We start from the raw sequence: 413 nt of genomic DNA on the forward strand, positions 1-413 counted from the left end.
GGGCCTGTGGCAGATTGCATCCGGCGGTCGCGGACGACCGCTCCGAGAGGGCAATCGAAGGCCGTTCGGTGAGGCGCTTGAAGGTGCCGTTGACGGTGAACAGGCCGCGGCGATTCTCGACCCGGCCGAGGTAGTGCCCCCCCTGCTCTTTCAGGTCGTCCGGCTCGACGAGGGCGACCCACGAGCCTTCGGGGAGGTAATCGGCGAGATGGCCGAGGGCGTCGGGGGAGTGATCGGCCGAGGCGACGGGGGCGGTGAGTGAGACGGCGTCGAGCGTGCCGAGCGAGCGCTGGGATTCGGGGTCGAAGGGGCGGATCGACTCGACGTCGTCGCCGAAGAACTCGACGCGGACCGGCTCGGCGCGGTCGGGGGAGAAGGCGTCGCGAATGGTACTGATGAACGAGTAGCCATTT

At 68.5% G+C, this 413-nt stretch carries 1 pseudogene; it reads right to left on the bottom strand.

From position 1 onward, the window contains the following. Nucleotides 1-413 (bottom strand): annotated as a pseudogene (locus AB1L30_RS00565) (hypothetical protein); the annotation flags it as partial.

The sequence above is a fragment of the Bremerella sp. JC817 genome, from assembly GCF_040718835.1.
Lineage (GTDB): Bacteria > Planctomycetota > Planctomycetia > Pirellulales > Pirellulaceae > Bremerella.